This is a genomic window from Halobellus sp. GM3 (genome assembly GCF_052545375.1).
This window is the reverse complement of the sequence record NZ_JBQWLT010000002.1, coordinates 332755-359324: the sequence shown is the minus strand read 5'-3', so window position 1 is coordinate 359324 and position 26570 is coordinate 332755. Positions and strand designations below refer to the sequence as shown.

The following is a 26570-nucleotide window of genomic DNA, read 5'->3' as shown; positions in this document are numbered from 1 at the left end:
AACGCTTTTGCTCGAAAGCGGCGTACGCTCCGGTATGGATGTCCGCCCGTCGTTCGACACCTACATCGGAAGCGACGGCGTGACGCTGGACGCCCGCGACGTCGCGCTGCTTCGCGCGATCGACCGGGAGGGGTCGCTGAACAACGCCGCCGACGGGTTGGGGCGGTCGTACGCCCACGCGCAGCGCCGGATCGTCGAACTCGAATCGGCGTTCGGCCCGCTCGTCGAGCGGCGCCGCGGCGGGCCCGACGGCGGCGGAAGCGAACTCACGGAATTGGCCGGAGAGCTCCTCGCGGCGTTCGAGCGGACGCGGAGGGGCTACGAGGGCGTCGCCGACATCGCCGAGACCGTCCTCCGCGGCACCGTCGTCGACCGAGAGGGGGAACTGGCGACCGTCGAGACCGCCGCCGGGACCGTTCGAGCCCTCGTCCCCGGCGACGGCGACGTCCAACTCTCCCTCCGGGCGGACGCGGTGACGCTGACTGACCCCGATGACACCCCGGTTCCGGAGCACACGAGCGCGAGAAATCGGTTTCCCGGGACGGTCGTGGCGATCGACACGGGCGATCGGATCGCCCGCATCGCCGTCGATATCGGGGCCGAGGAACCGCTGTTGGCGCTCGTCACCGAGGACAGCCGGGGGAAGCTCGGGCTCGAACCCGGAAGCGACGTCGTCGCGTCGTTCAAGGCGACGGCGACGCGCGGAATCTCTATCTGACACTCCCCGCCACTCCTCTCGTCACATATCCGCGAGCTCGTGGTTTCGAGGCCGGACCCGAATCACGAGCAGAAACTGATACCACTTACCCTATGCATCCCCTCGAAACGATAATCGGAATCGAAGCGTTGCGCATTTCGATGGCTCGGTGATCACACGTCCTATCAGGAAGCTGTATGGAATTTACGACCGAGGGACAGAAACACACAGACCGGCCGGAAAGACGGGGAGATTCGAATCGATACATTATACCTGTCCAGTGAGTAATTCGACCCGATGGACGTGTTCGCTGGTCGGCGAGGCGCCACCCGGATCGAGTTCTCTAGGAGCGAGCTCACCGGCGCGTTAGGGGATTCGGTTACGGTCCTCCCGGTGGTCGTCGCCGTCGCCGCACTCACGGAGCTGTCGCTCCCGCATCTGCTCCTCGGTTTCGCCGGCTTCCAGATCGTCTGGGGGCTCTACTACGGCCTCCCCGTCTCGGTCGAGCCGATGAAGGCGCTCGCGGCGCTCGTCATCGCCGGGGCGCTCACGGCCGGCGAACTCGCGGTCGCCGGACTGCTCGCGGGCCTCGTCCTCCTCGCAGTCGGGGCGACCCGTACGCTGAGCCGAATCGAGCGGTACGTCGGTCAGCCCGTGATCCGCGGCGTGCAGCTCGCGGTCGGGCTGGTGCTGCTCGAGACCGGCATCCAGCTGAGCCTCGACGGCGCCGGGTACGCGCTCGCCGCGCTCGCCGTCGTCGGGGTCATCACGGCCCTCGGACGTCACCGCGCGAGCACGCTGGCGGTCCTCGCGCTCGGCGTCGGCGTAGCCCTCCTACAGACTGGGATGCCGGAGCCGCGGCTCCCCGCCGTCGCGTTGGCCCTGCCGCCCGCGGAGGCGGTCTCTCCGGCGTCGCTCGGTGCGACCGCGGCACAGCTCGCGATGACCGTCGGCAACGCGGCCGTCGCGACGTCGCTGCTGCTCTCGGATTACTACGACGCCGACGTCTCCGCCGACGAACTCGCGGAGAGTATGGGCGCGATGAACCTCCTCGCGGTACCGCTCGGCGCGATGCCGATGTGCCACGGCAGCGGCGGCGTCGCCGGCAAGTACGCCTTCGGCGCGCGTACGGCGGGGGCGAACCTCATTCTCGGCGTCCTGTACGCGCTCGCCGCGCTTATCGGCGCGAGCGTGATCGCCGCGTTCCCGCTCTCGATGCTCGGCGTCGTGCTCGCGGTGATCGCCGCCGAACTCGGCCGCGCGGGACTGGCGACAGACGATCTCCCCCTCACGGTCGGCGTCGGCGTGCTCGGCGTCGCGACGAACGTCGGCGCCGCGTTCCTCGTCGGTGTCGCGGTCTCTCTCGTTCGGCGTCGACTGGACGGCCACGCGTAGCCACTGTGCGTGATACTGACGCCCGGGGACGACCTCAAAGACAACGGCTATCCCCGTTGACTGAATATTCAGTCACCAATGTCGGCAGTCAGTTCGTTTCTCGATTCTCCGGAGGACACGCGCGAGGAGATTATGCGCGCGACGTACTTCGCCCTCTCCGAACACGGCTACGCCGACCTCACGATACAGCGGATCGGCGCGGTGTTCCCCAAGAGTAAATCGCTCATCTACCACCACTACGACGGCAAGGACGAGCTCCTCTTGGAGTTCCTCGCGTTCGTCCTCGACCGCTTCGAGGAGAACGTCCCCGACGGCGAGGTCGACGACGCCGAGGCGCGTCTGTGGGCCCTCCTCGATCACCTGCTCGCGACGCCGCTTCCCGACGGTCGGCGGGCCTTCACGGGCGCGATGGTCGACCTCCGAGCGCAGGCGACGCACGACGAGCGCTACCGCGAGCAGTTCACCCGTCACGACCGGTTCTTCAGAGAGCGGATCGCAGCCGTCGTCGCGGCCGGGATCGACGATGGGACGTTCGCCGACGTCGACGTCGACGCCGTCGCGACGTTCCTCGCGGCGGCCGTCGTGGGGACGATGACCCAGCGCGTGACGAGCGAGGTCGAGATCGCACCGGCGGTCCGCGACCGACTGGAAGAGTACGTCCAGACTGCGCTGCTGGCGGATCAATGAGCGGCGGTGCCGGGCCTCGGGCGGTTAACGTCACCGACGGGGCGTTGTTGAAGCCGCTTTTCGTCCTCTCGATCCCGATCGTCGTCACCAACATGCTGCAGGTGGCGTACAACCTCGCCGACACGTTCTGGGTCGGTCGGCTCGGGGGGGCGGCCGTGAGCGCGCTGTCGTTCTCGTGGGCGATCGTCTTTCTCATCATCACGCTCGCCGCCGGGTTCACGGTCGCCGGGACCGTGCTCGTCGCGCAGAACAAGGGCGCGGGGAACCTCGACCGGATCGACGCGGTCGCGGGCCAGACCATCGCGTTCGTCGTCGCCCTCTCGGTGATCTTCTCGGTCGTCGGTTACGCGCTCGCTCCGTGGTTGCTCCGGCTGATCGGAGCGACGCCCGGCACCGAGGTGTTCGCGCTGTCGGTGAGCTACACGCGGACGATGTTCCTCGGGATCCCGTTCATCTTCGGCTTCTTCATCTTCCAGTCGCTCCTGCAGGGGTGGGGCGACACGCGGACGCCGCTGTATCTGATGCTTCTCGGGGTCGTCCTGAACGTCGTCATCGACCCGTTTCTCATCCTCGGCTTTCAGGACAATCTGGCGCTGGAAGCGGCGGGGCTCACGGCGCTCCAGTCGGACCTCTACGCGGCGACGGGCTTCGACGGCTTCGGCGTGCAGGGGGCGGCGATCGCGACGATCGCCTCCCGCGGCGTCGGCGCGGTCATCGCGATCGGACTCTTGCTCTCGGGGCGCGTCGGCATCCACCTCGCGCCGAGGGACTTCCTCCTGACGCGAGAGACCGTCCGAAAGATCGTCCGCATCGGGGCGCCCGCGAGCGTCGAGATGAGCACCCAGTCGCTGGGCGTGACGGTCGTCACGGCGCTCGTCGCGCTCGCGGGAGCCGAGGCGGTCGCGGCCTTCGGCATCGGCACGCGGGTCACCTCCCTCGTCGTGCTCCCCGCGCTCGGACTGGCCCGCGGCACGGAGACGGTCGTGGGGCAGAACCTCGGGGCCCGACAGCCCGAGCGGGCGAAGCGGGCGGTGTTCGCCAGTTCGGCCGTCACGGCCGCGGTCCTCCTCGCGGTCTCGGCGGCCGTCTATCTCAACGCCGCGGCGATCGTCGGGGTGTTCATCACCGGTGCGGAGGCCGCGTCGGTGATCGCCACGGGCGCGGATTACCTCCGCATCGTCGGCCTCACGTACGTCTTCCTCGGCGTGTTCCACGTCGTACAGGGCGCCTACCGAGGGAGCGGGAGCACCCGGGTAGCGATGGTCTTCGGCATCGTCGGCCTCATCATCCTCCGGATCCCGCCCGCCTACGCCCTCGTCGTCTGGTTCGATCTGGGCGCGACCGGCGTCTGGTACGGCATCGCCGCCGCGAACGTCCTGATGGTGCTGCTCTCGGGGGCGTACTTTCTCCGCGGGACGTGGACTGACGGGGTCGTCGAGCGGGAGCGTCCCCCGCGACGGATACCGGCCGCTGACGATTGAGTCGGCGAGTCAGGAGCAGCGAAGACAGCTACTGATTGTGCTCACTGTGTACCGGTGAGCCGCCCATCCCGTTCACGGCGCTCACCGATACGAGACGGGAACAATCAGCGTTAGTCGTCCGCCGGCTTCCTCGCCTCGATGACCGCAGAGACGATGTAGTCGCTGACGTCGCGTTCGTCGTCCCACTCGCGGATGAACGCCTCGCTCTCGGCTTTCGGTTCGATCGAGACCTCGGCGAATCCGACGTCGTCGAGTATCGATTCGAGCGCTCCGATCGTCGACGCGCCCGCGACGCAGCCGGCGACCGAGTCCGGGTCCGCCCGCACGTCCTCGGGGAACGGCGCGGTCCGGACGACATCGGAGACCGCGAGTCGACCGCCCGGACGCAGGACCCGAAAGGCGTCGCGGAACACCCGCGGCTTTTCCGGGGAGAGGTTGATCACGCAGTTCGAGATGATCACATCGACGGTCGCGTCGGCGACCGGGAGGTGTTCGATCTCGCCGAGGCGGAACTCGACGTTCTCGGCGTCGTTCGCGACGACGTTCTCGCGGGCTCGCTCGACCATCGCCGGCGTCATATCGACTCCGATGACGCGGCCGTCTGGACCGACCTCCCGGGCGGCGAGAAAGCAGTCGAACCCCGCGCCGGAGCCGAGGTCTAAAACGGTCTCGCCGGCCGTGAGCGACGCGATCGCGGTCGGATTGCCGCACCCGAGTCCGAGGTTCGCCCCGGACTCGACGCCCTCGATCTGCGTCTCCGAGTAGCCGATCGCTCTCGATTGACCGTCGTACTCCACGGTGGCCTCCTCGCCGTCTCCACAGCAGGCGGACCCACGGGCGTCCCCACAGCAGGTCGTCGACTCCCCGGCGATGTCGCCGTAGCGCTCGCGGACAATCCGCCGCTGCTTGGCCGCGCCGACTCCGCGACCGTCGGGGTCCGTCGATACCGTCTCTGTGTCGTCAGTCATTGTCGACCTCCCTCGTGTCGTCGAGGACGTCCAGCAGCCGCTCGGCCCGCGGCGTCGCACTGTAGTACCGCCAGCGACCCTCCTTGCGCCGCGTGAGGAGCCCGGCGGTGTGCAGCCGCGAGAGCGCCTGACTGACCGCCCCCTGACTCACGCCGAGCGCCGGTTCGAGTTCGCAGCCGCAGGCGCCGTCTTCGGACGCCGCGATGAGCCTGAGCGCTTCGTACCGGGTCTCGGTTCCGACCGCGGCGAGCGTTCGGACGTCCGCCGCCAGTTCCCGCTCGCTCAGCGGCTGTGTGGCCTCACCGCAGCACGATGGCTCTCGAGCGTCGGAACCGTCCGCTCCTTCCACAGCGTGTTGTGTGTCCATATTAGCAAATTCTAATATTAGCACCTCCTAATATAGAACTTCCGGTAGCCGCCTCACGGCCTCGAACACGCTATTATCCGGTGCAACCGCTGCCACCGCGTTCGCGTTGCGAGGCGATCGATTCGCCGCGGACCCGGGGCGGCAGGGTCGAACCGGAATCGAGCGAGCGCCACGAGAACCATCAATCAGTATATATTTAACTGGAATTAGGCGCTAAGTCCCCCTCCTCAAGGAGCAACGTGGTTCGAAAGGCGCTACGCGCCTTTCGTCATCACGAGAGAGCTTTGCTCTCTCGAACGACAGGGAGCGAAGCGACTGAGTAGCACAGTAGGGAGGGGATACAGCGTCGCACGCTTCTCAAACACGTTCACTGCCCGGCCCACAGGCCCCCGCTACCTTTATGTCTATCCATAGTCTATACATTGATGATGAATAGGTTTGAAATCGAAGGCGAAGAAGTCCTCGACGGGACGGCAAAACCGTCGGGGAATAGTGCCCACGTCATCGTTCCCAAACGCTGGCGCGGAGCCGACGTGAAAGTCGTCCGCGTCTCCGACCCCGATTCAGACGAGTAAGATATGCAGTACAACTACAAGTATCGACTCAACCCGACAGAAGCCCTCACCGAGACGCTTCTGCACCACGTCGATACTTGTAGGCAACTGTATAATCACGTCCTCTACAAACTCAACGAGGCAGACGACATCCCAGCACGCTACGAGGTTCAGGGGCGACTTCCCAACCTCAAAACGTGGTGGGACGACCTCGGAAATGTTCACTCGAAAGTTCTTCAGATGGTCGTCAAGCGCGTCTACGACAACCTCTCCACGCTCAAAGCACAGAAGGAGAACGGACGTGCCGTGGGAATACTCAAGTGGAAACCGCCTCGGGAGTATCGGTCGCTCACCTACAACCAGTCCGGCTTCAAACTCAAGAATACGAGTGGTCGGCCTGTCCTGTGGTTGAGTAAGATTGGTGAGATTCCGATTCACCTCCACCGAGACATTCCCGAGAACGCGACCATCAAACAGGTCACGGTCAAGCAAGAACCCACAGGCGAGTGGTATGCCACGTTCGGTATTGACGTGGACGAAGCAACGCCGGAGAAACCTGAGAAACCAGAGCAAGTCGTTGGTATCGACGTGGGGATTCTCAAGTACGCCCACGACACCGATGGATATGCCATCGAGAGTCCCGACTTCAGCGAGGAACGCGAGCGACTCGAACACGCCCAACGTGCCCTCTCGCGGAAAGAACACGGCTCTGCGAATTGGGAAAAACAACGTCGGGTCGTTGCCGAATGCCACGCCGAGTTGAAGCAGAAGCGGCGAGACTTCTTGCACAAACTCTCGAACTACTACGCCACCGAGTACGACTTGGTGGCCGTTGAGGATTTGGACGCGAAGGGACTGGTCGAACTACCGGGCAACTCTCGTAATCGAGCGGGAGCGGCGTGGGGGACGTTCCCGCGGATGCTCGAATACAAGTGCGAGCGCGAAGGAACGCACTTCGTCGCGGTTGACCCGAAAGATACGACGAAGGAGTGCGCGTCCTGCGGTGTCAAGACGGACAAACCGCTGTGGGTTCGTGAACACTCGTGTCCGTCGTGTGGGTTCGAGGCGGATAGGGACGCGAATGCGGCGTGGAATATTCTTTCTCGCGGTCTTGAAGAAGTAGGAGTGGTTCACTCCGAATCAACGCCTGTGGAGACTGTGCTCCCTGTGGATACTTCGGTGTCTGCAAAGCGCGTCGTGGAAGCAGGAAGCCCCGCCCTCAAGGAGCGAACCGCGTCAGCGGTGAGCGAGTAGGGCGGGGTAGTTCACTTCGGCAGCTGCCGTTCTCGTTCTCAGAATCGAATATCGGGGCAGAGGCGTTATAGTGGGGACCCGGACAATTTCTGCGTATGCCGCGTGAGGGATCGCTCTCTATTCTCATCGTCGACGACAGCGCCTTCTTCGTCTCGCTTCTCTCGGACAAACTCGAGTCCAACTACGGAATGCGGACGGTCACGGCGACCGACGCGACCGAGGCGATGGCGGAGCTGCGCGAGACGTCGGTCGACTGCATCGTCAGCGACTATCAGATGCCGGATATCTCCGGTCTGGAACTCTACGAGATGGTCGAAGAGCGATACGACGTCCCGTTCATCCTCTTGACCGGACAGGGGGGCGAGGAGATCGCGAGCCGCGCGATCAGGATGGGCATCGACGAGTATCTCCTGAAGCAGGCGGTCAAAGCCGACGAGCCGCTCGAACTTCTCGTCAATCGCATTCGGAACGTGGTCGAAAAGCGCCGAACCCAGCGGAAGTACGAGCGACTGGTCGACAACTCCCCCGACGTGATCGGTCAGATCAGCGTCGACGGCGAGATCCTCGCCGCGAACGAAACGATGGCGACGGCGTTCGGGACCTCGCAGGCGGACCTCGTCGGTCAGCAGCTGTCGGCGTTCGTCCCCGAAGACGTCGCGGCCACGCGACTGCGGGAGTGTCGGCGGGCGGTCACGGCCGGGAGCGCGGTGACGTTCCAAGACAGCATCGGCGTGCGTCACTTCCACAACATCGCGGTCCCGCTCTCGACGGCCGGAACGACAGATTCGGTTCAGCTCGTGACCCGCGAGATAACGCTCCAGAAGCGGAACGAGCAGGAACTAGAACAGAAGAGCGAGAAGCTCGCGATGATCAATCGGATCGTCCGTCACGACATCAACAACGACGTCCAGCTACTGATGGGGTGGGCCGACCGCATCCAACCGCACGTCGACGAGGACGGACAGGAAACCGTCGACCGCATCGACGAGACGAGCAGTCACATCGCCGAACTCACGTCGATCGCGAGGGACTTCGTCGAGTCGCTCGAGGACGGCGCGGAGATCGAGCTCGACAGTATCGACCTCCACCGGACGCTCCAGACCGAAATCGACAAACAGCGGGTGGCACACGAGGACGTCGAGATCGTCGTCGACGAGCTGCCGCCCGTGCAGGTGCGGGCGAACGAACTACTGACGTCCGTGTTCGGTAATCTCCTGAGCAACGCGATCCGGCACAACGACGCGTCCGAACCGGAGGTTCACGTCTCTTTCGCGGAGACCGAGACGGAAGCCGTGGTCCGCGTACGGGATAACGGGCCGGGCGTTCCGGACGAGCGTAAAGAGGACATCTTCGGCAGAGGGAGTATGGGCCCGCAGAGCCCCGGAACCGGGGTCGGCCTCCATCTTGTCTACACGCTGGTCGAGCAGTACGGCGGCGACGTGTGGGTCGAGGACAACGAGCCTCGCGGGTCGGTGTTCGTCGTCGAACTCCCGAAATCGCCCGCAACAGCCACCCGCGTCGGGTGAGGCCGTCCGTCGATCGCTTACGACGCACCTCTCGACGTCCGCGCCCGTAGTTGGACGACGATGGGTGCGAAAATATCCGTCTGAGAACAGAGAGGCAGTCGCGGATCTCCGCTGTCGACCCGGTTACTCGAGGTCGAAGCGGTCGAGGTGCATCACTTTACTCCACGTGTCCACGAAGTCCTGGACGAACTGCTCCTCGCCGTCGTCGGCGCCGTAGACTTCCGCGATGGCTCGAAGCCGGGAGTTCGACCCGAAGACGAGGTCCACGCGGGTCCCCGTCCACTCGACCTCGCCGGTCTCGCGGTCGCGAAGTTCGTACACGTCTTCGGCGTCGTCGGACGGCTCCCACTCCAGACCCATATCGAGCAGGTTCACGAAGAAGTCGTTCGTCAGCGTCTCCGGCCGATCGGTGAAGACGCCGAGATCCGAGTCCCCGTAGTTCGCGTCGAGCGCTCGCATCCCACCGACGAGCACCGTCATCTCCGACGCGTCCAGATTCAACAGATCGGACTTATCGACGAGCAGTTCCTCCGCCGAGCGCTCGGCCTCCTCGCCGAGGTAGTTCCGGAACCCGTCGGCGTCCGGTTTGAGCGCCTCGAACGACTCGACGTCGGTCTGCGCTTGGGAGGCGTCGGTCCGTCCGGGCTCGAACGGCACGTCCACGTCGTATCCGGCGTCCGCTGCCGCCTGTTCGACGGCCGCACAGCCGCCCAAGACGATCAGGTCGGCGAGCGAGACTCTCGTCCCGTCGGACCGCGAGTCGTTGAACGCCGCCTGGATCTCTTCAAGCGTCTCCAGCGCGTCGGCCAGCTGTTCCGGCTCGTTGACTTCCCAGTTCTTCTGCGGTTCGAGGCGGATTCGGGCCCCGTTCGCGCCGCCGCGCTTGTCGCTGTCACGGTACGTCGACGCCGCCGCCCACGCGGTCTTGACCAACTGGGAGACGGACAGCTCAGAGCTGAGGAGCCGCTCTTTGAGCTCGTCGATCTCCTCGTCGCCGATCACGTCGTAGTCAGCGTCGGGGATGGGGTCCTGCCACAGCATCTCCTCGTCCGGGACCTCGGGGCCGAGGAACCGGGACGGCGGGCCCATATCGCGGTGGATCAGCTTGTACCACGCCTTCGCGAAGGTCTCTGCGAACTCCGCGGGGTTCTCTTGGAAGCGCTCGAGGATCTCACGGTAGTCGGGGTCGCGCTTCAGAGCGATGTCCGTCGTCAGCATCATCACGTCCTCGCGGTCGGCGGGGTCTTCGACGCCCGGTGCGGCGTCGTCGAGTTCGCCGTTCTGCGTGGTCCACTGCCACGCGCCGCCGGGGCCCTTTTCGGGCCACCAGCTGTACTCGAGGAGGTTTTCGATGTAGGACATGTCCCACGTCGTCGGGGTGGTGCTCCACGGGCCCTCGATCCCGCTGGTGATCGTGTCGGCGCCGCTCCCAGATCCGTACTCGCTTTTCCAGCCCAGGCCCTGTTCCTCGATCGGAGCCGCTTCGGGCTCGGGACCGACGTGCTCGTCGGGGTCGGCGGCGCCGTGGACCTTCCCGAACGTGTGCCCGCCGGCGATGAGTGCCGCGGTCTCCTCGTCGTTCATCGCCATCCGGCTGAACGACTCGCGGATGTTCTCCGCGGACGCCTCGGGGTCCGGCTGACCGTCCGGGCCCTCGGGGTTCACGTAGATGAGCCCCATCACGGTGGCGCCGAGCGGATTCTGTAGCTCGCCGTCCTCGTCGAAGCGCTCGGACGCTTCCATCTCGTTTTCGGGGCCCCAGTCGACGGCGTCGTCGGGCTCGAAGGCGTCCTCGCGCCCGCCGGCGAAGCCGAACGTCTCGAAGCCCATCGACTCGAGGGCGACGTTCCCGGCTAAGACCAGTAAGTCGGCCCACGAGAGCTTGCGGCCGTATTTCTGTTTGACCGGCCAGAGAACTCGGCGCGCCTTGTCGAGGTTCGCGTTGTCGGGCCAACTGTTGAGGGGCGCGAGGCGCTGGCGGCCGCCGGCGGCGCCGCCGCGACCGTCGGTGGTGCGGTACGTGCCGGCGCTGTGCCACGCCATGCGGATGAAGAGCGGTCCGTAGTGGCCGTAGTCGGCCGGCCACCAGTCCTGCGACGTCGTCATCACGTCTTCGATGTCCTCCTTCACAGCGTCGAGATCGAGCGTCTTGAACTCCTCCGCGTAGTCGAACTCCTCGGCCATCGGGTCGGCCTGACAGGCGTTCTGATCGAGAATTTCCAGATCCAACTGATCCGGCCACCAGTCGTGGGTTGGCGCAGTCATCAGTAGGTAATTGCAGCTTTCGTATGTTAATCTTGTGCAATTCGGTAAGGATATCTTCGTGGTAACCCAAGCACTCTATTGTATCCGAAAAGTTTTGTTAGCGATGGCTCCGTTAGGAATACGTGGTTCGGCCCGGTATGCGGCCAAAATCAGCGGCTCGTGATGAAACGTCACTCAACGCGTTCCGTTGTCACCACCGTCTGAGTCGACGAGAGGACGAGTCTGGGATTCGGTATCCGTATATTCGTCGGCACGGACTTTTCATACCAGTGACTTCTAGTCAGGCAGCGACGAGCGAGCAGGCCGAACCAGCCACATCGGCGGAAACCCGTCGCCGCGTCGCAGTCGTCGTTGGAATCGTCTTTATCAGCGGACAAGGCGAATACCCCGAGGCTTGACCTCGGGGATGAAGCCGACACTCAGCGGTAGTGTTTAGTTAATACTGTGAGTAATTATTTTGTGTCGCATCTGATTCGTGAGGTTTTGAGCGGTTTCACACGTCAGCGTTCGGTTCGTCGTTCGACGCTGACTAAGTTACTAACCGTTACCACGAATCCAGTCGGGCGGGGAATTATCGGTCGTACAGGCTCCCTAAGTTGAATATTACTCTGACGCTTAACTAAACACGACCAGACACTACCGGGCGCGAATCTACTAGTAGGCTCGACGGAAGTGAAATCGGGTGGCTGCGGCAGTCTATCCGTCGGAAAGACTACTGATCGGCTTCGGAGAGAATCTGTTCGTAGAGGTCGTCAGAAATCCAGAATCCAACTTCACGAAGGACCTCCAGTTCGTGCTCCAGGTTCACTACGCCGGTCTTCGCTCCGCGAAGCAGGATGCCGATCACGCCCGTGACGTTCAGGTCGTGCCTGCGGGCGACGCGCCGTCCGTCGCGCTCGTCGAGTAGAACGAGGTCGGCATTCTGCTTGACGGCATAGCAGATCGCCGCTGTCTCACCGAGGTCGAGCTCGTGGAAGAGCTCGACGAACAAGTCCGAGCGTTCAACCTCCACGAGATGTAGAAGTCCGTCGTCGCGCAACTCACGGAGCGCCTCCAGTCCATCTTCCCCATGGTAAGTTCGTCCCAGACCTGTTGTGGAACCGTAACCTCGGAGAACTGCGATTCGAGGAGCTCAAGCCGCTCGATGAGCGCGAGATTCAGGAGTGGTGACGTGTCAGAAACGACCAGCCCGCTATCCGGCATAGTCGAGATCTTCTTCGAGTTCCCGTTCGCCGTAGTGCCGGGCGATTTCACGTTCGCCGAGGAGTTCCTGAAACTCCCGTTTCGACATCTCCGCCAACGTACGGGCTTTCCCGAACGAGAGGATATCGCGGGCGTACAGCGAGACCGCCAACTCCCGCTTCATCGCGGGTGAGCGCTCACCCTCCGGGAGCTGTAACGCCTCGTAGACGTCGTCGTCGATCTCTATCGTCGCCATACCTGAGATATGTGTACGCGATTCTTGAGTGTTTGGCTGGGCTTCCCGAGCGGACGACGTGCAAAGCAAACGCTCGAAGCGGTCGAAATGTACGCCCAAGACACTAACGACCGGCCTCATCCCGAGGCTGCGTGCCGCGTCGGCCGGGAAACCCTCGTGTCGGGCGGTCCGTCTTTCGGGCGCGGACGGTCCACGGTGTCACACACCCGGGTTCGCCGTCAGGTCATCGCTCCCGTGTCGGGAACACTCGGACGGGGACTAAGGGTGCGTGGAGAGAGCAAGGGGGCCGAGACTCAAGGCGGTTCCGACTCGGGAGCCCGGTGAGGGGGGAAGCCGGTCGGCCACCGGTGGTACGCCCCGCCCGGTCGGAACGTGAGCCCGATGACGGGGTCAAGCGCTCCGCCGATCGCGACGGAGTGGCGGGCGTGAGAGGCCTCAGTGCAGTGTCATGCTGTGGCGTCCACGCGCGGCGAAACAGTCAGCGTCGACCGGTCGAGCGGACGCAGACCCCGAAAGACGCGGTCTAGACAGTGAATTCGGAGGCTTCGAGCTGTACGTACTTGCCGTTTCTGAGCGAGAACTTCGCCCGTTTGTAGCTCGTGACGAGTCGGGCCGCGCTGAACCCGGCGCGGACGTTGCTCGTGTCCAGCAGGCCGTACCCCTCGCTTCCGTCCATCAGTTTCTGCGCCGTGGCGAACGCCCAGTCCCAGTCGTCGGGCTCGTAGTCGCGGACGACGTCCGCCATCGCGACGTTGCGGCGCACCTCGTCGCCGATGGCGTCCTTCCAGCGGTCGTTGTACGGCGCGAGGTCGCCCGCGGCCGCGAGTTCGCCGGCGATCGCACCCGTCCGGACGGCCGTGTGGTCGCCGCCCTCGTGGAACGCGGAGGTCGCGCCCATCGCGCCGCCGACGACCGCGACGCCCGCGGCGGTCGGCGAATCGATCGGCCGCGTCGAGGAGATCGCGTACGTCTCGGTCCCGCCGGCCTTCCCGCGGTCCTCGACGAGCGGGAAGTCGGTCTCCACGTCGTACTCGTCCCCGTACTCCCGCTCGAGGAGGCGGCGGATATACTCGCGCCCCTGCGGGATCCGCTCGTCGTCGGGCGCTAAAAGCGGGTAGTCGTCTCTGTGCTCGACGTCGTCGAGGTCCATTCCGATCGGCATCGTCAGCCCGATTCGGGCGACGTTGTCGTCGTTCGGGAAGATCCACGGATAGGCGGTGTGGCCCGGCATGTGCCCCCACCAGAACTTGATCGCGCCGGCGACCTCCTCGAAGACGTCCTCGGGGAGGCGCCGGTGCTCCTGATAGGCGATGTGGTTCGTCTCGCGGGTGGAGAGCCGCTCCGTGACGTCGAACGGGAGGTACTCGTCCAACACGCCGGTCGTGACCTGTCGCTGCGGGCCGTCCGCGAGGATCAGGAAGTCGGCGCCGACGGCGTCGCCGCCCGCGAGTTCGACGCGGTGCCGCGGATCGTCAGCGCCGACGTCGGCGTCGAGGTCCGTCTCGACGCCTCGGACCGCCGTACCGACGCGGTAGGCCGCGCCCGCCTCTTCGGCGCGGTCGCGGAGGAAGTCGTCGAATCGCGCTCGGTGCATACAGAAGCCGAAGTTCTCGTACGAGGAGTCGATGCCGGTCGAACGCAGCGTCAGCGACTCCGTCGGGCCGATGAACTCCGCGCGGTCCAGTTCGCCGAGGACGACGCCCTCGGGCATCTCGTCGGGGTGAATGCCCATGATGTCCACCCAGTAATCGAGGATGCCCGCCGCGTCCGTCGAGTCCGGCCCCAGTCGATCCGGTCGATCCGCTCGCGGCACGCCCTTCTCGAGAACCACCGCGGTCGCACCGGCCGACGCGGCGGCGTGCGCTGCCGACGACCCCGCGGGGCCGCCGCCGACGATGGCTACGTCGAATCGCTCCATATGGCTACAGCCATCCCGACCGGGTATTATACTGTCGTTCACTACCGGGGCCGCTCAGCGAAGACGGACGGTGGTGGGGCGACGGCGACCCCTTTCGGCCGTCCGTAGCGGCTCCCCGATCCCGCACCCGCGTAGCGACCCCCGACTGCTGTCTGCTCGTTGCGGGACACGGCATCGGGCTACCGACCGCGCTCCCACGAGCGGTGGCGCCCCGTCTAGTCGGCTGTTCTCACTCGCAGTCGGAGTGGCGGCTCCCGTTCGACAGCGAATCCGGCATCTCTCGCGCGGTGCCGAACAGCCTCTCGACGACCTTCGCGAGCTCGTCGAACCGGGGGCCCCAAGACGCGATGAACGGATCTGTCCCCCACTCGACGTACCCGTGCTTCGCCAGCATCGGCAGGTGTCGGTGACAGAGCTCTACCCGAAGTCGCTCGGGGTCCGTCGGTTCTTCCTCACCGGACGCGCACTCGGGAAGGGCGACGGACCCGCTCGGGCCGGCGTCCAACAGCGCGATGATCAACTGTCGACGCACCCCGTTCGCGAGCGCCGAAAACACGTCGTCCCACCGCTCGACTCCCCGAGTCTCGCTCTCGAACGGTGTCTTCGTCATAATTAGTCATTATTCTAACTAATAGAGGAAAATATAAATTTTTCTGTTCTGGTGTGAGAATGAATGGCACGATCTCCCCTGTCCGGATCCCCAGATACTGAGTGTTCCCACCATGTACCGGTGATCGCCCACTCCGTTGGTGGCGGTCGCTGGTACGTACGAGACGAGAACAGTCAGTGCGAGCCGGACGGCGCTCTCCTCACGGCAGTTCAATTGTAACGACGTTCCCGCGCGTTTCGCCCCGGTCGAAGTGCAACGATCCACCGGACTGCCGCACCACGAGGTGGACGAACCAGAGGCCGAACCCCGTCGAGTGGTACGTCGAGTGCAGGAGCGAATCGTCCGCGAGCGATCGATACTCCATCTCGGGAATCGGCGGGGCGTCGTCGCTGACGCGGATGTCCACTTTGGACCCGGTGTTCTCGACGGCGACATCGACCCGCGGTTCCCGCCTGTCGTTGTGCTCGATCGCGTTCTCGAGCAGTTCTCGGAGCGCGAGTCTCAGCGTCGGCATCGCGGACACGACCGCGCGCTCGGGGAGGTCGGTCGCGATCGTCGCCGCGGGATACGCCTCGCCGTACTCCTCGGCGAGGGCTTCGACGACCGCCACCACGTCGATTGGCTCCGCCGACTGCGGCGTGGTCAACTGATCGACGATGAGATGGTGGTTATCGAAGATGGAGAGCAGCCGGTCGGCGGCTGCGTCGATACGATCGGCCGCGGACCGACCCCCCTCTGTACCGTCGTCTGAGACCGATTCGACTGACCCCTGAATGATGTTCAACTGATTTCTGAGGTTGTGCTGCAGGAGGTAGTCCACCGCGCGCAGGTGTCGCTCGCGGGCCTTCCGCTCGGAGATATCGCGCCCGATCCCGGCCAGCCCGATCACGTCGCCGCCGTCGACGAGCCGCCGCTTGCGGAACTCGAACGGGATCTCCTCCCCCCGTTTCGTGACGACTGTCGCCTCCACGGTATCCGTCCCTTCGGCGAACGCGGTCGCGATCGACTCGGAGATTCGGTCGGTGTGCGCCTCGGCGAAGAAGTCCTCGATGTCCATCGCTCGGACCTCCGCGGCGTCGTAGCCCGAGACCTCGAGCAGCGAGTCGTTCCAGCGGTCCAGCTCTCCGCCGGGGGTGATCACGTAGAAGACGTCCGGGAGGGCGTCCAGCGCGTCGGTGATAAACTGCCGCTCCGTCTCGAGTTCCTCGCGCGTGCGCTCCAGTTCCGTGACGTCGATGACCACCGCCTGTCCGATATCCCGTCCCTGATACCGGCCGGGGGCAGTAGAGACCTGAATGCTCCGGGTGTCGCCGTCGGCACGCCGTAACTGCATCTGCGTCGGGCCCGTCGCTGTCTTCGTCTCGACGACGTCAACGAGCTCACGCTCCGCCGTGTACCGATCGTCCGAGACGATAAACTCGAAGATGGATCGACCGATCAGTTGGTCTCTGGAATCGAGCCCCAAGAGGTCGAGAACGGCGTCGTTTCCCCAGATGATCTCTCCGGACGCGTCGAAGAGGTTTATCGGCGCGGGCGAAACGCTGATCAACTGCTGGTAGTTCCCGGTCTCCGCGTTCTCTTCGTCGGCCATTGTGTGCGTCGTCAGTGCGGTGATCTCTCGGGAGGGAACGAAGCGTACTGGTCCCGTCGGGGTACCGAGTGTCACGGTATTGTTCTCGCAGCGTCATATAAGTATTCGTCAGGGACCACCCCGCCGATGTCGCCTCGCCGGCCTCGGCGACGTGCTCAGAGCCGACGGCCGCGCGAAAGGAGTCCGCGGGGTCGCGAGCGGAGGAGCCCAGACTCGGAGGTCCCACGGGGCCGAATCCCCATCTCAGGTCCGAGTCGAACTGTCGTTCATCGACTCGAATTCACGCTCGCCGCGGAGCTCACAGTCACCGACGAACGCTCCGTGTTCCTTCGAGAGCGTGACCTCGTGGCGTGGTCGCCTCCAAGAGCGTAACGAGCCACGTGTCCCACACGAGCCGCTCGATCAGCGCTGCCGTCGGATCGGCCCCGCTGCCAGCTCGTCAAGTCGCTGTCGCGCTTCTCGGCGAAATCGAGCGGCGTCACGCTGACGCACCTCCCGGTATAACGGCTAATTCAACTGTTACCAACCCGTTGGAGAAAGATACAGTGGGACCGCTGAGAGTCGAACTCAGGTCCTACCGACCCCATCGGCAGAGGATACCACTACCCCACGGTCCCGGTGTGCATTCGATTCGACGCGAGTGGCACCGTTAAGTCCTTCGTTTCCCCACGCCGGGAGCGACGCAGTCGCACGGTAGCGGTCGGGACGGCGGCCGATTACACGAGGACCCGTTCGAGCGTGACCGCTTCGCCCGACTCGGCCGTCGGATCGCCGACCAGCCGGCCGAGGCAGACGGCCGCGCCGTCCGGAGCGACGCACGCGACGAGGGCCCCCTCGCTCGCGTTTTCGGTCGCGGCGTCGACGTCGACGACCCCGGGCGCGTACACGGGCGCTCCCTCGGCGATCTGCTCGGCGGCCGAGAACGCGACGGTGATGCGAGGCAGATGCGTCAGCGCCCGTTCGGCGGGCGACACGACGTCGCGAAGCGCTCGTTCGTCGCCCTCTTCGGCGAACGCCAGCGCGTCCGTCAGATCCGCCGTCGAGACCAGGCCGGTGTCGTCGAACGGCGTGGTTCCGACGCGTCGGAGGTCGCCCATGTGCGCCCCCGTTCCGGCCGCGAGACCGAGGTCGTGACAGAGTTTCCTGATGTACGTCCCGCTCTCACACCGAATCCGAACGAGCGCCTGCCTGTCGCGCACCTCGAGCAGGTCGAGGTCGTAGATCTCCCGGGTGCGAAGCCGACGCGCGACGGCGCTCTTCCGCGGCGGTTTCTGGTAGATCTCGCCGACGAACTCCGAGAGGACCGCCTCGAGATCGGCGGGCGCCGGGCCGTGGAGTTCGAGGACCGCGACGTACGCTTTCGATCCCTCCAGAAACACCTGCGCCAGCCGTGTCGCATCGCCGAGCAGAATCGGGAGGCAGCCGGTCACCTTCGGATCGAGCGTCCCGGCGTGGGCAGCGCGCTCGACGCCGGTCAGATCGCGCGCCCACGCGGACACCTGATGCGCCGACGGGCCGGGCGGTTTGTCGAGGTTGACGACGCCGAACGAGAGCAGTTCCTCGATCGAACGCTCCCCCGGAGCGGTGCGAAGGCTCGGCATCGTTACGCTCGCTCCGCCGTCGGTGGCGCTCTCTGGCCGACCGGCTTCCGTCTCGGGCCTTCGGGCGTCGGTGGCGCTCGCGTCATCGTCAGAAGTCGTAGCTGACGCCCTTGACGGGGTATTTGCCCTCGTCTGTGGTCGGGTCGTACGCTTCGACCGCCGCGGTCAGAATCTCCGGGACGTCCGCCGCGCTCCAGCGGGCGGTGTTGAGCGCGAGGTCGTAGATCGAGAGATCGGAGATGTCGATGCCGTAATACGCCTGATAGCGGAGCGCCTCGCTATCCTCGCGGGCGCGGGTCTCTTCGAGCGCGGTCTCGGCCGATTTCTCCTCTCGCTCTGCGATCCGCGCGGCCCGGACCTCGACGGGCGCGTCGAGCCACAGGCGCAGATCCGCGGCGTCGCCGGCGAGCCACCCCGCGAGACGGGACTCGAGGAGCACGTCGTCGCGTTCGAGCGCGACGTCCCGGAGCCGACGGTCCAGATCGCGGTCGATCTGGTCGTCGTCCTCGGCGAGTCTGTTGAACTCGACCGCGGACATTCCGCGTTCGTCGGCGAGTTCGCGGAAGATGTCGCCGCCGCTGACGTGTTCGAGATCGAACGCGTCCGCGAGGGCGCTGACGGTCGTACTCTTGCCGGCCCCCGGGGGGCCGGAGACGGTCAACAACATACCCCATCTGCGGGAAGGCGCCTAAAAGAGGTTGTCTTTACGGGCGGTCGAGGCGAATGCCCCGGGGTCGTTCGAAAGATCGGAGAGCTCCCGTGATGACGAGAGAGCGAAGCGCTCTCGAACCACTTAATCCCGAGACGGTTCACGGGCGGCCGAGCGCACTCGAGCGAGGGAGGCGGCGATCGGTCACTCGGCCGCGGTCGGCGATCGTTCGCCCGTCCTCAGGCCGAGGTCGGGGAGATATCGATGTTCAGGCTCTTCCGGATGATCTGCGTGAAGCCCATCGAGCAGAGGAAGTACCAGACAATCCACGCTTGGATCGGGCCGATGACCGAGTCCGTCCACTGCACCTGTCCGGCGAGCGGCAACACCAGCGGGTCGAGCACGGCGTGTGCGGTCGCGTTCTGCCCCACGCCGATGGTCCAGTACATCCACAGGAACACCGGGATGGTGAAGAACATAATCCAGACCATCGGGCGGAACTGCTCTTTGAACATCCCGAGCTGATCGCCCATCGCCTCCATCTGCTCTTCCTGGATCGCGTCGAGGGCGGCGTCGTCGCCGGCCTCTTTCGCCTCTTTCCGGCGCTCTTGGATGTCTTTCATCCGGTCTTGGTAGGCCGACATCTTATCCATATCCATCAGATTCGCCTGCAGGAGCGTCGAGTACAGCCCCGTCGCGAGCGCGAGGATCATCACGACGGCGTAGAAGGGAAGCAACTCCTGAAGCGGGCTCAGCGGGACGTCCATCACGGTCCCGATGGCGTCACGGAGCGGCTTCCACGAGTAGCCGACGAACAGGCCGACCGTCACGACGGCCGCGCCCTTGTCGTAGGCCGACCACGACGACTCGTCGTCGTCGGGGATCTCGACGCTGCTTCCGGCTGACGCGCCCGACGTCGAGTTCGAAGCGGGTTCGAGGCCCGTCCGGGTCGCTTCGGCGTCCGCCAGACGGAATCCCGCCTCGCCCTCCACGAGGACCCCCTTCTCGATGAGGCGACCCCACTGGCCGGACGTGAGCTCGCCTTTCACGTCGAGCCACTGGACCTCGCGTTCGCCGTCTTCGGCCTGTTCGAGGACCGTTTCGACGGCCTCACGCATCTCCCCGTCCTCGGAGACGAGGGTGCGAACCTTCGATTCGATTCGTGGCATCTACGCGCAGGTAACCCCCCACAGGTAATGAAGCTTTTACTCTCCGCGTCCGCCGTTCGTCCCGTTTTGGCCCCTTCGGCCGTCGCCAGCGAATCGAGAAACCGTCGGACTGCCGCCTCCGATCCGCTCGTCCCTCGTTACGCGTCCACGACGTCGACGATCGACTCGAAGACCGCGTCTGGCGTCCCCTCACCGTCGATTTCGACGAGGACGCCCTCCTCGCGGTAGTGTTCGACGACGGGTTCGGTGTTCTCTTGATACACCCGGAGCCGCTCGCGGACGGTCGACTCGGTGTCGTCTTCGCGCTGCACGAGCTCGGTGCCGCACTCGTCGCAGACGCCCTCCTCGGCCGGTGGCTCGAACTCGACGTGGTAGCTCGCGCCGCACTCGGGACAGACCCGCCGGCCGGTCAGTCGGTCGACGAGTTCGTCGTCGTCGACCGAGAGGTAGACGACGGCGTCGAGATCGGTCATTCCCGAGAGCTCCTCGGCCTGTTCGAGGTTCCGCGGGTAGCCGTCGAGGACGTACCCGTCGGCGCTCGAAAGCGCCTCCTCGACGATGGCGTTGACGACCTCGTCGGGGACGAGTTCGCCGGCGTCCATGTACTCGCCCGGCGTGTCGTACTCGGTGTCCATCCCGCTGATGTCCATTCCCTTGTTGGCGCGGAGCGCGTCGCCCGTCGTGACGTGTTCGAGTCCGAACTCGTCGGCGAGGCGCTTCGACTGCGTTCCCTTTCCGGCACCCGGCGGGCCCAGAAGCAAGATGTGCTTGCCCATATCGCACCAAACTGCGTCCGCCCGTATAACGTTGAAGAAACGCGGGCGGCAATCGCGAGAAAACGAAACCGCGGTCGCGACGATGAAACAGGGCCGCGGTCGCGACGATGATATAGGGCCAATCGCCACGACGGAGATGTGATCGAATTTCGCAAGCGGGTCGGTGTTCGTCGCAACGGGTCGTTTTTTCACGCGCACGCCCGAACCGCGCACAATGACCAGATTCGACGCCGACGACCCGCGGGAGCGACGGAAGCTCTTCGCCGAGGCGATCACCGCCCACCGGGCGCGAGCCAGTCCCTTTCTGACCATCGAAGCCGACCGCGACCCCGACGCCGACGGGGAGGACGCGCCCGCGCCGTGGGTGCAGTTCGGTGAGCGCACGTTCAACGTCGACGTGACCGAGTCAGAGCTCGACCGGCTGAACGCGCTCGTCGACGAGTTCCCCGAGTTTCGGATCGACCAGCTCGAATCGCCGGACGAGGCGGCGGGGACGAACGTCCGCATCACCGCTCGCTCGGACGCCAATCGACTCGCCGCGTTCGCCGATCGGGTGTTCCGTGACGTCTACGAGCGCCCCGAGGACTACCGCGCGTGGGTCGCGTCCGTCTGAGCCGCGGACGTATTGTCGCGCTCACGTCTCTTCACTCGCGCGATCGGACGGGTGACGCCGGAATTGTATGCGAACCCCTATACCCGATGACGCCATACGCCTGCGGTATGAGAGACTCACTGAACGACTTTTCCGCACCGACGATGTCTCAGGAACAGTCCGAGAACGGCGGTGTCGACGGTGCACAACCGACACCGCGAGTGCGCCCAGAGCGGTCACAGCGGGCCGCCAGTGCCAGTCTCCGGCGTCGATGAGCGACCCCGATCCACTGTTCGCGCGGCCGCTGCTGCCCGTCGCGAATGACGATGACGCCGAGCGGACCCTCTCGATCGCGTTCCCGCGCGTGGCTGCCGCCGCCGGGCGAGCGACGGTCGTCCACGTGATCGAGAAGGCCGGCGGCGCACCCGACAAAGCGCCGCTCGAACAGCGCGAGGAGGCGGCCGAAGCGCTGTTCGGGCGCGTTCGAGAAGCGGCAGACGACGCCGGCGTCGACGTGGAGACTGAGCTCCGGTACGGGACGGACGTCGCACAGACGATCATCGACACCGCCCGCGATGCCGACGCGACCGCGATCGTGTTTACGCCCCGCAGCGGTAGGAAGTGGTGGGACTTCTTCAGCGGCGACGTCCGCGAGACGCTCACGACCGACAGCGATATTCCCGTGGTCGTATTGCCGAGCGGCGATGCGGACAGTGAGACGGACGGGGGAATGACCGCAGAGACCGAGCCGCCGGACGAACCGTCCGGAGGTGAGGCCACGTGAGCGGAGAGGAGGAACTCGCCAAAGACCTCGGTCCACTCGCGGCGCTCACGATCGGCGTGGGGACGATGATTGGCGCGGGGATCTTCGTCCTTCCCGGCGATGCTATCCTGCGATCCGGATCCTTCGCCTCCATCGCCTTCGTGCTCGGCGGCGTCATCGCGATGTTCACGGCGCTGTCGGCCAGCGAACTCGGCACGGCGATGCCGCGGTCCGGCGGGGCGTACTACTACGTCAACCACGCGCTCGGGCCGCTTCTCGGGTCGGTCGCGGGGTGGGCGAACTGGCTCGGACTCGCGTTCGCCAGCGCGTTCTATATGGTCGGGTTCGGCCGCTACATCTCTCGGATCTTCGGCGTCAGCGGCACGGTCGGCGTCGGTCCCATCGGACTCGATACGGTGACCATCGCCGCGCTCGTCGGTGGCGCGTTCTTCGTCTTCGTCAACTACGTCGGAGCGAAGGAGACCGGCCGGCTACAGAACGTCATCGTGCTCCTTCTGATCGCCATCTTGGCCGCATTCACGCTGTTGGGGACGCTTCAGGCGGACCTGTCGAACCTCCCCGACCCGAGTACGGTCGGTGAAACGCTCGGCACGACTGGGTTCATCTTCGTCTCGTACCTCGGGTTCGTCCAGATCACGAGCGTCGCCGAGGAGATCAAAGACCCCGGAAAGAACCTTCCACGGGCGGTCATCGGCAGCGTCGTCCTCGTCACAATCATCTACGCGCTGGTCCTCGTGGTGATGAGCGCGGCGGTCCCGCAGGGGTTCATTGCCGAACTCGTCACGGACGTCGCGCCAGGGGAGACGCAGCCGATCGCGGTCGTGGAAGTCGGACGCCAAGTCCAAGGCGCGCTGATGGGCGGTGCGCTGCTGTTCGGCGGGCTCCTCGCGACCGCCTCCAGTGCGAACGCCTCGATCCTCGCGTCCTCGCGGATCAACTTCGCGATGGGTCGGGATCGGATCGTAACGCCCTCGCTCAACGAGATCCACCCTCGGTTCGGAACCCCGTACCGATCGATCGCCATCACGGGGGCACTCATTCTGCTGTTCATCTTGGTGGGCGACATCGCGCTGCTCTCCGGGGCCGCCTCGGGTCTCCACCTCATCATCTACGGCCTGCTTAACATCGCGCTCATCGCGATGCGGTACATCGATCCGGAAGACTACCAGCCGGACTTCACGGTGCCGCTCTTTCCCCTGTTACCGATCTTGGGGACGGTGCTGTCGTTCGCGCTGTTGGCGTACGTCGAATCCGCCGCTCGGCTGCTGTCATTCGGTATCGCCGCCGCCGCCATCGTCTGGTATCTCCTCTACGCCCGCAGCAGGGCCACGAAGCAGGGGATCTTGGGGAAGTACATCTTACACCGCTCTCAGGAAATGCCGGAAGCCGCCGTCTCGGCGGCCACGTCGGTGCAGCCGGACGGCGGCGACTACCGCGTGATGGTCCCGCTCGCGAACCCCGAACACGAGACTGACCTTATCACGCTCGCCAGCGCCGTCGCCCAGCAACGGGGCGGGACCCTCGTCGCGGTCCACATCGAGAAGGTGCCCGATCAGACGGCACTCGAATCAGCGCGCGAGAAGATGGATCTCTCGGCATCGCACGACCTCCTCGATCGGGCCCGCGAGGACGCCGAGACGTTCGACGTCCCCGTCGAGACCCACACCGTGCTCTCTCACCAGAGCTTCGAGGGGATCTTCGACGCGGCGCGGACCTACGACGCCGACCTGACGGTGATGGGCTGGGGACCGAACGCACACGGCGCGCCCGGACGGGCCGAGAGCGCCATCGACGAGTTGGCGTCGTCGCTGCCGTGTGACTTCCTCGTCCTGAAGGACCGCGGCTTCGACCCCTCCCAGATCCTGCTGCCGACCGCCGGTGGGCCGGACTCGGAACTCTCCGCGAGGGTCGTCGGCGCGCTGGCGGCGGAGTACGATACCGAGGTGTCGCTCCTGCACGTCACAGACGACCGCGAGGCGGGCGAGGCGTTCCTCGAATCGTGGGCCGCAGACAACGGGCTGGACGATGCGAACCTCATCGTCGAGTCCGGCGACGTCGAGGCGGCCATCGAGCGCCACGCCGCCGACGCGTCGATGCTTGTCATCGGCGCAACGGAACGCGGCCTCCTGTCGCGTCTGGTCCGCGGGACGCTCGTCCTCGACGTCCTCGAGGAGGTCGAGTGTTCGGTGCTGCTCGCTGAACGGAAACGAAGCCGGTCGCTGTGGGAGCGGCTCTTCGGCGACTCGCGCTAACGAACCGCCGAGCGTCGGGATGTCGCCGGCGACGCACTCGCCGCAGCTCTCTGCGACTGGCACGAACTGTCGGAACTTGTCGTGATCGCGACCTGCGACCGCGATCACCGAGAAGAGACGACTACTCGTCTCATACCAATCAGTATCAGGCTTCGCTGTCGACGAACTTCTCCGCTCCCTCGTAGAACCAGAGGCCGTGCTCGCGCATCGCCCGCCCGACGGCCTTGTGGAACGCCACGAAGTCCTCGAACTCCGACTCCTCGACGTGCTCGAAGATGTCCGCGACGGAGACGACGCGCTCGTAATCCAAGCGGACGGGGTCGTCGCCGTACTCGGCGACATACTCCTCGCGCGAGAGCGGGAAGTCCTCCGCTTCGTCGATCTTCTTCGCGAGCACCGCGTGGCCGTACTTGCGTCGGCCCTCGGAGCCGTCCTCGCCATCGGGGTCGTGTGGCCAGTCCATAAGAGCCAGGGGTGGGATTCGAACCCACGAAGTCTCGATTACAAGTCGAGTGCATGAACCGCCCATGCTCCCCTGGCGTACGTCGGCCTACTCAGTCCTCCTTTGAGTGTGTATCGTTTTCGACGACGGATTCGCCGTCAGCCGATCCGGTGTCGGCCTGCCCGGCGTCGGACTGTTCGCCCCGCCGATCGGGCGCCGAAGCGCCGTCCGACGGCTCGGAATCGCTCACGGATTGCCCCGAACCCACCGGCTTCTCGAACAGCACGCGGTGGGGCCGATACCCCCGCTCCCGATAGAACTCCCGAGCGCGCTCGTTTCGGGCCATCGCCTCGAGTGAGACCACGGTCGCGCCGCCCGCTCGAAGCGCCGTCTCCGCGGCGTCCATCAGCGCCGAGCCGATCCCCGCGTTCCGGTGCTCGGGAGCGACGTAGACGTTGTGGACGACCCCGCGCGTCACGTCCTGTTCGTAGGAGCCGCGTTCGAGCCCGAACGTGACGAACCCGACGGTCTCATCGCCCGAGCGGGCGATACGAATCCCCCCCGTGACGGCGTGTCGCGCGAGCGTCTCCCGGATCGCGGCGCGGTTCTCCTCGGGCAGAACGTGTGAGTCGTGCGCGCGCTGGTCCGATGCGAGCGCGACCCACAGGTCCACGAGGTCCTCGACCGCCGTCACGTCGGGCCGTTCGATCGCGATCGACGGCCCCGGCGACGCGTCGCGCTCCTCCATACGCTCGGGTTCGTCCAGCGGGGAGATATATGGTGGGATCCGTCCGACGGTCACTCACTGGAACGATCGCCCGGCGGCCACGTCCGGTGCCGAGCGACGCGCCGCCGGAGCGCCTTGGGGATGCGCCGCCGGGGCGACACTCGGCGACGGATCTTTGTCCGCCGGGGCCCCACATCCGCCGATGGATCCGGTACGAACCGACCCGGAACTGGGACCGCTGGTCGAGGAACACGGGGACCGCCCGATCGGCGCGGCCGACGACGAGTTCGAGCGGCTGGTCGTCGCCGTCGTGAACCAACAGCTCTCGGTCGAGTCCGCCGCGGCGATCCGCGATCGGCTGTTCGACCGCGTCGAGATCACCCCCTCGGGAGTCCTCGCGGCCGACGAGTCGACGCTGCGGGACGTCGGCCTGTCCGGACAGAAGGTCGAGTACGTCCGCAACGTCGCCGAGGCGTTTCGGGACCGGGATCTCACCCGGGAGGGCCTGCGCGATGCCGACGACGACGAGGTCGTCGAGACGCTGACCGAGATCCGCGGTGTCGGGGTCTGGACCGCCAAGATATATCTGATTTTCGTGCTCGGGCGCCCGGACGTGTTCCCGGTCGAGGACTTGGGCGTTCGCGCGGGGATGGCGCGGCTCTACGGGTACGACAGTGACGACAGAGACGGGATGATCGAACACGCCGAACGGTGGCGGCCGTACCGAAGCTACGCGAGTCGGTATCTCTGGATGGCCGTCGAGTAAACTCGAAATGGGTTTCTCCTTCGAGTGAGGGAAACGTTGAAACGCGACGATCCCGACGAAT

The 26570-nt window shown here is 65.5% G+C and carries 25 protein-coding genes and 2 tRNA genes; 11 read left to right on the top strand and 16 right to left on the bottom strand.

The window, feature by feature from the left end:
- Window positions 1–34 precede the first annotated feature (34 nt).
- The 4 genes from ACT3HL_RS04575 (at window position 35) to ACT3HL_RS04560 (ending at window position 4260) form a co-directional block, all read left to right on the top strand.
- Complete coding sequence (locus ACT3HL_RS04575) at window positions 35–718, top strand: TOBE domain-containing protein (RefSeq protein ID WP_445085624.1); 684 nt, start codon at window positions 35–37, stop codon at window positions 716–718.
- 276 nt (window positions 719–994) lie between these two features.
- A complete protein-coding gene (locus ACT3HL_RS04570; protein WP_445085623.1) occupies window positions 995–2092 on the top strand; it encodes a molybdate transporter family protein in 1098 nt (365 codons plus the stop codon).
- A gap of 78 nt (window positions 2093–2170) precedes the next feature.
- Window positions 2171–2779 carry a TetR family transcriptional regulator C-terminal domain-containing protein gene (locus tag ACT3HL_RS04565; RefSeq protein ID WP_445085622.1) on the top strand — a complete coding sequence of 203 codons (609 nt, stop codon included), beginning with the start codon at window positions 2171–2173 and terminating at the stop codon, window positions 2777–2779.
- Window positions 2776–4260, top strand: a complete 1485-nt coding sequence (locus ACT3HL_RS04560; protein WP_445085621.1) for an MATE family efflux transporter — start codon at window positions 2776–2778, stop codon at window positions 4258–4260. Before ACT3HL_RS04565 ends, ACT3HL_RS04560 begins: the two co-directional genes overlap by 4 nt.
- Before the next feature lie 110 nt (window positions 4261–4370).
- Here the strand turns inward: ACT3HL_RS04560 and ACT3HL_RS04555 are convergent, their stop codons facing one another.
- Window positions 4371–5228: an arsenite methyltransferase gene (locus ACT3HL_RS04555; protein ID WP_445085620.1), complete on the bottom strand. Its 858-nt coding sequence runs from the start codon at window positions 5226–5228 to the stop codon at window positions 4371–4373.
- Window positions 5221–5595, bottom strand: coding sequence for a metalloregulator ArsR/SmtB family transcription factor (locus tag ACT3HL_RS04550; RefSeq protein ID WP_445085619.1), 375 nt, complete (start codon window positions 5593–5595; stop codon window positions 5221–5223). The genes ACT3HL_RS04555 and ACT3HL_RS04550 overlap by 8 nt, the downstream gene beginning before the upstream one ends.
- Before the next feature lie 425 nt (window positions 5596–6020).
- Here ACT3HL_RS04550 and ACT3HL_RS04545 point away from each other — a divergent pair, with 425 nt between their 5' ends.
- The 3 genes from ACT3HL_RS04545 (at window position 6021) to ACT3HL_RS04535 (ending at window position 8929) form a co-directional block, all read left to right on the top strand.
- Window positions 6021–6170: a DUF2080 family transposase-associated protein gene (locus tag ACT3HL_RS04545; protein WP_445085618.1), complete on the top strand. Its 150-nt coding sequence runs from the start codon at window positions 6021–6023 to the stop codon at window positions 6168–6170.
- A gap of 3 nt (window positions 6171–6173) precedes the next feature.
- Entirely contained in the window at window positions 6174–7403 is a 1230-nt protein-coding gene (locus tag ACT3HL_RS04540) for an RNA-guided endonuclease TnpB family protein (RefSeq protein ID WP_445085617.1), read from the top strand.
- A gap of 95 nt (window positions 7404–7498) precedes the next feature.
- Window positions 7499–8929, top strand: a complete 1431-nt coding sequence (locus tag ACT3HL_RS04535; protein ID WP_445085616.1) for an ATP-binding protein — start codon at window positions 7499–7501, stop codon at window positions 8927–8929.
- Between the two features lie 123 nt (window positions 8930–9052).
- On the opposite strand, the gene katG is transcribed toward ACT3HL_RS04535, so the two are convergent.
- The 11 genes from katG to ACT3HL_RS04480 all read right to left on the bottom strand — a co-directional run bounded on the left by katG (window position 9053) and on the right by ACT3HL_RS04480 (window position 20946).
- A complete protein-coding gene (katG, locus tag ACT3HL_RS04530; RefSeq protein WP_445085615.1) occupies window positions 9053–11194 on the bottom strand; it encodes a catalase/peroxidase HPI in 2142 nt (713 codons plus the stop codon).
- Between the two features lie 712 nt (window positions 11195–11906).
- On the bottom strand, window positions 11907–12233 hold the full coding sequence (locus ACT3HL_RS04525) for a DUF3368 domain-containing protein (RefSeq protein WP_445085614.1): 327 nt from the start codon (window positions 12231–12233) through the stop codon (window positions 11907–11909).
- Between the two features lie 153 nt (window positions 12234–12386).
- The gene (locus ACT3HL_RS04520) at window positions 12387–12632 is read right to left on the bottom strand and encodes a UPF0175 family protein (RefSeq protein WP_338902722.1); all 246 of its coding nucleotides are present in this window, start codon (window positions 12630–12632) and stop codon (window positions 12387–12389) included.
- Between the two features lie 523 nt (window positions 12633–13155).
- Complete coding sequence (locus tag ACT3HL_RS04515) at window positions 13156–14550, bottom strand: FAD-binding protein (protein ID WP_445085613.1); 1395 nt, start codon at window positions 14548–14550, stop codon at window positions 13156–13158.
- Window positions 14551–14779: 229 nt separating this feature from the next.
- Complete coding sequence (locus ACT3HL_RS04510; RefSeq protein WP_445085612.1) at window positions 14780–15160, bottom strand: hypothetical protein; 381 nt, start codon at window positions 15158–15160, stop codon at window positions 14780–14782.
- 199 nt (window positions 15161–15359) lie between these two features.
- Window positions 15360–16751 carry a PAS domain S-box protein gene (locus ACT3HL_RS04505; protein ID WP_445085611.1) on the bottom strand — a complete coding sequence of 464 codons (1392 nt, stop codon included), beginning with the start codon at window positions 16749–16751 and terminating at the stop codon, window positions 15360–15362.
- A gap of 546 nt (window positions 16752–17297) precedes the next feature.
- A tRNA-Pro gene (locus ACT3HL_RS04500) sits at window positions 17298–17368 on the bottom strand.
- A gap of 99 nt (window positions 17369–17467) precedes the next feature.
- The gene (locus ACT3HL_RS04495; RefSeq protein ID WP_445085610.1) at window positions 17468–18352 is read right to left on the bottom strand and encodes an RNA-guided pseudouridylation complex pseudouridine synthase subunit Cbf5; all 885 of its coding nucleotides are present in this window, start codon (window positions 18350–18352) and stop codon (window positions 17468–17470) included.
- Window positions 18353–18440: 88 nt separating this feature from the next.
- Window positions 18441–19019, bottom strand: a complete 579-nt coding sequence (gene cmk, locus ACT3HL_RS04490; protein WP_445085609.1) for a (d)CMP kinase — start codon at window positions 19017–19019, stop codon at window positions 18441–18443.
- Window positions 19020–19240: 221 nt separating this feature from the next.
- A complete protein-coding gene (locus ACT3HL_RS04485; RefSeq protein ID WP_445085608.1) occupies window positions 19241–20170 on the bottom strand; it encodes an EMC3/TMCO1 family protein in 930 nt (309 codons plus the stop codon).
- A gap of 137 nt (window positions 20171–20307) precedes the next feature.
- Window positions 20308–20946 carry an adenylate kinase gene (locus ACT3HL_RS04480; protein WP_445085607.1) on the bottom strand — a complete coding sequence of 213 codons (639 nt, stop codon included), beginning with the start codon at window positions 20944–20946 and terminating at the stop codon, window positions 20308–20310.
- Window positions 20947–21160: 214 nt separating this feature from the next.
- Here ACT3HL_RS04480 and ACT3HL_RS04475 point away from each other — a divergent pair, with 214 nt between their 5' ends.
- The 3 genes from ACT3HL_RS04475 (at window position 21161) to ACT3HL_RS04465 (ending at window position 24574) form a co-directional block, all read left to right on the top strand.
- A complete protein-coding gene (locus tag ACT3HL_RS04475; RefSeq protein WP_445085606.1) occupies window positions 21161–21559 on the top strand; it encodes a hypothetical protein in 399 nt (132 codons plus the stop codon).
- A 250-nt stretch (window positions 21560–21809) separates the two neighbouring features.
- Window positions 21810–22322, top strand: coding sequence for a universal stress protein (locus ACT3HL_RS04470; protein WP_445085605.1), 513 nt, complete (start codon window positions 21810–21812; stop codon window positions 22320–22322).
- Window positions 22319–24574, top strand: a complete 2256-nt coding sequence (locus ACT3HL_RS04465; RefSeq protein WP_445085604.1) for an amino acid permease — start codon at window positions 22319–22321, stop codon at window positions 24572–24574. The genes ACT3HL_RS04470 and ACT3HL_RS04465 overlap by 4 nt, the downstream gene beginning before the upstream one ends.
- A gap of 145 nt (window positions 24575–24719) precedes the next feature.
- Here the strand turns inward: ACT3HL_RS04465 and ACT3HL_RS04460 are convergent, their stop codons facing one another.
- The 3 genes from ACT3HL_RS04460 to ACT3HL_RS04450 form a co-directional block, all read right to left on the bottom strand.
- On the bottom strand, window positions 24720–25037 hold the full coding sequence (locus tag ACT3HL_RS04460) for a DUF5785 family protein (protein WP_445085603.1): 318 nt from the start codon (window positions 25035–25037) through the stop codon (window positions 24720–24722).
- A 3-nt stretch (window positions 25038–25040) separates the two neighbouring features.
- Window positions 25041–25114: transfer RNA gene (locus ACT3HL_RS04455), tRNA-Thr, on the bottom strand.
- A 14-nt stretch (window positions 25115–25128) separates the two neighbouring features.
- A complete protein-coding gene (locus ACT3HL_RS04450; protein ID WP_445085602.1) occupies window positions 25129–25764 on the bottom strand; it encodes a GNAT family N-acetyltransferase in 636 nt (211 codons plus the stop codon).
- Window positions 25765–25945: 181 nt separating this feature from the next.
- Between ACT3HL_RS04450 and ACT3HL_RS04445 the strand changes: the two genes are divergently transcribed.
- Window positions 25946–26509, top strand: coding sequence for a DNA-3-methyladenine glycosylase family protein (locus ACT3HL_RS04445; protein WP_445085601.1), 564 nt, complete (start codon window positions 25946–25948; stop codon window positions 26507–26509).
- Window positions 26510–26570 lie beyond the last annotated feature (61 nt).

Bases quoted from the DNA above. Each gene is read 5' to 3' on its own strand.
- ACT3HL_RS04445 (WP_445085601.1), top strand. From the start codon at position 25,946: ATGGATCCGGTACGAACCGACCCGGAACTGGGACCGCTGGTCGAGGAA.
- ACT3HL_RS04505 (WP_445085611.1), bottom strand. From the start codon at position 16,751: ATGGCCGACGAAGAGAACGCGGAGACCGGGAACTACCAGCAGTTGATC.
- ACT3HL_RS04450 (WP_445085602.1), bottom strand. From the start codon at position 25,764: ATGGAGGAGCGCGACGCGTCGCCGGGGCCGTCGATCGCGATCGAACGG.
- ACT3HL_RS04510 (WP_445085612.1), bottom strand. From the start codon at position 15,160: ATGACGAAGACACCGTTCGAGAGCGAGACTCGGGGAGTCGAGCGGTGG.
- ACT3HL_RS04470 (WP_445085605.1), top strand. From the start codon at position 21,810: ATGAGCGACCCCGATCCACTGTTCGCGCGGCCGCTGCTGCCCGTCGCG.
- ACT3HL_RS04535 (WP_445085616.1), top strand. From the start codon at position 7,499: ATGCCGCGTGAGGGATCGCTCTCTATTCTCATCGTCGACGACAGCGCC.
- ACT3HL_RS04560 (WP_445085621.1), top strand. From the start codon at position 2,776: ATGAGCGGCGGTGCCGGGCCTCGGGCGGTTAACGTCACCGACGGGGCG.
- ACT3HL_RS04540 (WP_445085617.1), top strand. From the start codon at position 6,174: ATGCAGTACAACTACAAGTATCGACTCAACCCGACAGAAGCCCTCACC.
- ACT3HL_RS04575 (WP_445085624.1), top strand. From the start codon at position 35: ATGGATGTCCGCCCGTCGTTCGACACCTACATCGGAAGCGACGGCGTG.
- ACT3HL_RS04555 (WP_445085620.1), bottom strand. From the start codon at position 5,228: ATGACTGACGACACAGAGACGGTATCGACGGACCCCGACGGTCGCGGA.
- ACT3HL_RS04550 (WP_445085619.1), bottom strand. From the start codon at position 5,595: ATGGACACACAACACGCTGTGGAAGGAGCGGACGGTTCCGACGCTCGA.
- ACT3HL_RS04475 (WP_445085606.1), top strand. From the start codon at position 21,161: ATGACCAGATTCGACGCCGACGACCCGCGGGAGCGACGGAAGCTCTTC.
- ACT3HL_RS04485 (WP_445085608.1), bottom strand. From the start codon at position 20,170: ATGCCACGAATCGAATCGAAGGTTCGCACCCTCGTCTCCGAGGACGGG.
- ACT3HL_RS04495 (WP_445085610.1), bottom strand. From the start codon at position 18,352: ATGCCGAGCCTTCGCACCGCTCCGGGGGAGCGTTCGATCGAGGAACTG.
- ACT3HL_RS04520 (WP_338902722.1), bottom strand. From the start codon at position 12,632: ATGGCGACGATAGAGATCGACGACGACGTCTACGAGGCGTTACAGCTC.
- cmk (WP_445085609.1), bottom strand. From the start codon at position 19,019: ATGTTGTTGACCGTCTCCGGCCCCCCGGGGGCCGGCAAGAGTACGACC.
- ACT3HL_RS04570 (WP_445085623.1), top strand. From the start codon at position 995: ATGGACGTGTTCGCTGGTCGGCGAGGCGCCACCCGGATCGAGTTCTCT.
- ACT3HL_RS04565 (WP_445085622.1), top strand. From the start codon at position 2,171: ATGTCGGCAGTCAGTTCGTTTCTCGATTCTCCGGAGGACACGCGCGAG.
- ACT3HL_RS04460 (WP_445085603.1), bottom strand. From the start codon at position 25,037: ATGGACTGGCCACACGACCCCGATGGCGAGGACGGCTCCGAGGGCCGA.
- ACT3HL_RS04545 (WP_445085618.1), top strand. From the start codon at position 6,021: ATGATGAATAGGTTTGAAATCGAAGGCGAAGAAGTCCTCGACGGGACG.
- ACT3HL_RS04515 (WP_445085613.1), bottom strand. From the start codon at position 14,550: ATGGAGCGATTCGACGTAGCCATCGTCGGCGGCGGCCCCGCGGGGTCG.
- katG (WP_445085615.1), bottom strand. From the start codon at position 11,194: ATGACTGCGCCAACCCACGACTGGTGGCCGGATCAGTTGGATCTGGAA.
- ACT3HL_RS04480 (WP_445085607.1), bottom strand. From the start codon at position 20,946: ATGGGCAAGCACATCTTGCTTCTGGGCCCGCCGGGTGCCGGAAAGGGA.